The following is a 4,128-nucleotide window of genomic DNA, read 5'->3' on the forward strand; positions in this document are numbered from 1 at the left end:
CGCCTGACAGGATCTTGATCAGCGTCGACTTGCCGGCGCCATTGTCGCCGATCAGGCCGACCACCTCGCCGCGGTCGACGCTGAGGTTGACGCCGCCAAGCGCATAGACCTGGCCATAGGACTTCTTGATGTCGCGCAGTTCGATGATGCGTTCGCCCATGCGATCCTCGCTCGGATTGTCTGTCTTGCCGGCCTCCTCGCCGGCGGCCCCGCCGGCCGGGCGAAATCCCGGCCGGCAGCCTTGGGAGGTCAGCGCAGCGCCTGCTTGGCCAGCTCGGCGACGATCTCGTAATTCTGCGGCGTGACGAAGCCGGCGCCGGTGTCGACATTCATCGGCGCGAGGCCCAGCACCACCTGCTGGCAGAGGCTGAGGATAGGCAGATAGCCCTGCATGAACGGCTGCTGGTCGGCCGTCAACTGCACCCAGCCACCCTTGAAGCCCTCGACGATCTGCGGGCTGGTGTCGAAGCCGAAATTGAAGATCTCGCCTGCCTTGCGCCCCGCCGCCTGCATGTAGGTCGGCACGTTGCCCAGCATCTGTCCGCCGGGATAGCCAACCGCCTTGACGTCGGGATGGTTGAGCAGTGCCGCAGTGATCACCGGAATGGCGAGGTTGGGGTCCGACGCCCATTCGCCGCTCGGCGGCGAGGACAGCTGGATGACCTCGACGCCGGCCTCCTTCAGGGCCGCGACCGTGCCGCGCTCGCGCGCGCCGCGGCTCTCGTTTTCGAACGGGCCGATCATGATCGCCTTGTCGCCGGCCTTGAGCCCGGCCAGCTTGAACGCCTCGGCGCCGAGCGCGCGGCCCTGCTGCTCCTGCTGCGCGCCGACATAGCCGCCGCCGAACGCCGCCACCACCTTCGGCACCGGCACGTTCTGGTACATCATCTTGATGCCGTCCTTGTGCGCCTGCTCGGCCAGCGGCATGATAGCGGCGTCGCCCGGATGGCCCATCATAGCAATGCCCTGGGGCTTGACCGCAACCGCCTCGCGCAATTGCTGCACCATCTTCTCGACGTCCCACTGGGAGAAGATGTAGTCGACCTTGGGGCCGAGATCGGCCGCCGCCTGCTTGGCGCCATTATAGACGATGGTACCGAAGGCGTCGCCCTCTGCCCCGCCGACGAAGAAGCGGATGTGGACGTCCTTGCACCATTGGGCGTCGAGCGCCTGCGCCGGCAAGGTGGAAATGGCGGCGGCAAGCGCCGTGGCGGCGGCCACAACAGTCGTGCGCAGTAGTGTCGTTCTCAATGCGATGCTCATGCACGTTCCTCCCTTTGTTTCCTCGCCAAGCGAGGGTTTTCGACATTCGTTTCGGCAGTGCGCCGCAAAACTGGCCGGCCGGCTCCTCCCGCCGGCCACTCACGTCAAATTTGGCCTCACATCGGATTTGGCAGGTAGCTGGCACCTCCCCTGCATTGCTTGAGATAATCCAGCGCGCGCACTTGCCCGGTGATCTCCAGGTCGTCGCGATAGACAGGGTCGTGCCAACCCTCGATGTCGATGGCGCCCTTGTAGCCGGCCAGCCGCAATTCGCTGATCACCCGCGTCCAGTCGCTGTCGCCGAAGCCCGGCGTGCGCATCTGCACGAAGGGCAGCCGGCCGAACACGCCGTGCTCGCGGATGACGTCCCAGCGCACGGTGGCGTCCTTGCCGTGGACATGGAAGATGCGCGGCGCCCATTTGCGGATCTGCGGCATCGGGTCGATCAGGTAGACGAGCTGATGGCAGGGTTCCCATTCGAGGCCGAGATTGTCATCCGGCAATTCATTGAACATCAGCTCCCATGCGTCGGGATTGTGGGCGATGTTCCAGTCGCCGGCAGCCCAGTTGCCGTCCATGGCGCAATTCTCGAAGGCGATGCGCACGCCCTTGTCCGCGGCGCGCTTCGCCAGCGGCCCCCAGACCTCGCGGAAGCGCGGCAGGCTATCGGTCAGCGGCTTGCCGCGGATGCGGCCGGTGAAGCCGCTGACCGTGGAAGCGCCGAACAGATGCGCATGGTCGATGACCGTCTCCCAGGCCGCGAGCACGCCGCGATCGACCTCGCCGCTCTCCAGCGGATTGCCGAACACGCCGATCGACGAGATGGTGACGTCGGCATCGCCGATCGCCTCGCGGATCTGGCCGGCGAGCCGCGGCAGGTCCTTGCCGCCAAGCGTCTGCCAGAAGAACGGCTGGATGCTCTCGAAGCCGAGCGGCAGGATCTGTTTGATATAGGCGGCCGGGTCGTCGAGATTGGCCCGAACCATGGTGCCGATCCTGATATCGAGGAGCGGGTTTGGCGTCATTATGCTTCCTGTCCGATGGCCACGCGATGCCCGGTCTCGGCGCTTTCGATCGCGCCGAAGACCATGGCCAGGCTGTTGATGTTGTCGGTGCCGCGCGTTTCCGGCTCGGTGCCGGTCTCGACCGCATGCATGAAATCCCTGATGATGCCGAGATGACCATCGACGCGGTCGGATGCGTCGAGTGGCGGCACCTCGATTGGCTGGATTTTGTCGAACAGACCGTCGCGGCCCGGAATCACAGCCTCCGCCTTCAGCCCATCAAAGCCGTCCCAGAGCAGGCTGCCGCGCTCGGCGACGATGCGCCAGCTCCCTTCCCAGCTGGTCCGGAAGCCATCGGCGCACCAGCTGCCCGCATAGGTGAAGACCTTGCCGCCGCCGAAATCGAAGACGGCGCTGGCCGACGATCCCTGCCGGTACCAGGAACTGGCCGGCTCCCACTCCTGGCAGTAGACGCTGGCCGGCTTGCCGGCGGCCATGTAGCGGGCGGCATCGAAGGTGTGGATCGCCATGTCGAGCAGCAGCACATGCGCCATCTCCTCGCGAAAGCCGCCGAAATGCGGTGCGACGAAGAAATCGGCATGGATGCTGGTCGGCTTGCCGATGGCGCCGGAGTCGAGAAAGCGACGGATGCGCCGGACATTGGCGACATAGCGGCGGTTCTGCACGACGGCATGGACGCGCCCCGCCCGGCGCGCGGCCTCGATGATGGCGCGCGCATTTTCCGGACTGTCGGCGAGCGGCTTTTCGGTCAGCAGATGGCAGTTGTGGGCAAAGGCCGAAAGCGCGACGTCACGGCGGGCGGCGGGAACGACGACGTCGAACACTGCGTCAGGCTTGGTCTCATCAAGGACAGCGTCGAGATTGGTGCCGATGACGGCGGCGGAAAGCGCGTATTCGGTTGCCCTCGCCTTCGCCCGCTCGGCGTCGAGATCGACAAGGCCGACAATGGCAAGCCCGTCGATCTGCCTCGCGGCATCGAGCCACTGCCTGCTCATCGCTCCGCAGCCGGCCAGGACGACCTTCATCCAGCGCTCCTCCTCCGCTCGGCCCCTCCAGGCCGATCGTCACGGCGTCCACGGCATCACCGTAAACGTTTTTCCGTAAACGTTTACGAGAACACACCCGATAGCGTAGAATGTCAATCGGCTGTTTTGCGAAAATCATCCCAAAGCCTTGGCCTGAGCGGCAGCCGGTGCTAGCCAAGGCAGGGGAGAACCGTCCTTGGCGTCCAGCATCCACGACCTTGCGCGTCACCTGAACATTTCGATCGGCACCGTGTCGCGCGCGCTGAACGGCCGCGCCGACGTCAATGCCGACACGCGCCAGCGCGTGCTGGATGCGGCCAAGAAGCTGAACTACGCCCCCAACCAGTCCGGCCGCAGCTTGCGGCAAGGCGCCACCCGTTCGATCGCCTTCATGCTGCAGCCGCATCCGGGCGACCAGCAATATGGCGAACCGTTCTTCATCCCGCTGCTGATCGGGCTGCAGGGCAGGCTCGCCGAAAGCGGGCTGGACCTTACCGTGGTGATGGGCGCGCCCGGCGACTACCAGCAGGAGCGCTTGCGCCGCGTGGTCGAGACACGCCGCGCCGACGCGGTAGTGCTGGCCTGGACACGGCGCGAGGACGAGCGCATCGATTATCTGGCCGAGAGAGGCTTTCCCTTCGCCACGCTCGGCCGCAGCCGTTCGGGTGGCAAGTCATACCCTTCGCTGGACCTCGATTTCGAGAAGGCCGGCAGCGACGCCGTCGACAGGTTGGTGGCGCGCGGCCACCGCCGCATCGCCGCCATTCGCCCTGCCCTCAACCTCAATTTCGGCTACCTGTTCCTCGACGGCTACC

5 protein-coding genes are annotated in these 4,128 nt (G+C 65.8%); 1 reads left to right on the forward strand and 4 read right to left on the reverse strand.

All coding sequences use genetic code 11. The features are described 5' to 3' along the window. The 4 genes from EOA33_RS26425 to EOA33_RS26440 form a co-directional block, all read right to left on the reverse strand. Nucleotides 1-160: ATP-binding cassette domain-containing protein (locus EOA33_RS26425; protein ID WP_127406971.1), on the reverse strand; the 160-nt coding region annotated here is incomplete at its 3' end. A gap of 89 nt (nt 161-249) precedes the next feature. Then, nucleotides 250-1,263 carry a substrate-binding domain-containing protein gene (locus EOA33_RS26430; protein ID WP_126053931.1) on the reverse strand — a complete coding sequence of 338 codons (1,014 nt, stop codon included), beginning with the start codon at nt 1,261-1,263 and terminating at the stop codon, nt 250-252. A gap of 116 nt (nt 1,264-1,379) precedes the next feature. After that, nucleotides 1,380-2,288 (reverse strand): sugar phosphate isomerase/epimerase, encoded by a 909-nt coding sequence (locus EOA33_RS26435; RefSeq protein ID WP_127406972.1) that lies wholly within the window; start codon nt 2,286-2,288, stop codon nt 1,380-1,382. Then, nucleotides 2,288-3,313, reverse strand: a complete 1,026-nt coding sequence (locus EOA33_RS26440; RefSeq protein ID WP_127406973.1) for a Gfo/Idh/MocA family oxidoreductase — start codon at nt 3,311-3,313, stop codon at nt 2,288-2,290. The genes EOA33_RS26435 and EOA33_RS26440 overlap by 1 nt, the downstream gene beginning before the upstream one ends. 196 nt (nt 3,314-3,509) lie before the next feature. On the opposite strand from EOA33_RS26440, the gene EOA33_RS26445 reads away from it, so the two are divergent. Continuing rightward, nucleotides 3,510-4,128: LacI family DNA-binding transcriptional regulator (locus EOA33_RS26445; RefSeq protein WP_145989290.1), on the forward strand; the 619-nt coding region annotated here is incomplete at its 3' end.

The sequence above is a fragment of the Mesorhizobium sp. M4A.F.Ca.ET.050.02.1.1 genome, from assembly GCF_003997725.1.
Lineage (GTDB): Bacteria > Pseudomonadota > Alphaproteobacteria > Rhizobiales > Rhizobiaceae > Mesorhizobium.

Bases quoted from the DNA above. Each gene is read 5' to 3' on its own strand.
- EOA33_RS26430 (WP_126053931.1), bottom strand. From the start codon at position 1,263: ATGAGCATCGCATTGAGAACGACACTACTGCGCACGACTGTTGTGGCC.
- EOA33_RS26435 (WP_127406972.1), bottom strand. From the start codon at position 2,288: ATGACGCCAAACCCGCTCCTCGATATCAGGATCGGCACCATGGTTCGG.
- EOA33_RS26440 (WP_127406973.1), bottom strand. From the start codon at position 3,313: ATGAAGGTCGTCCTGGCCGGCTGCGGAGCGATGAGCAGGCAGTGGCTC.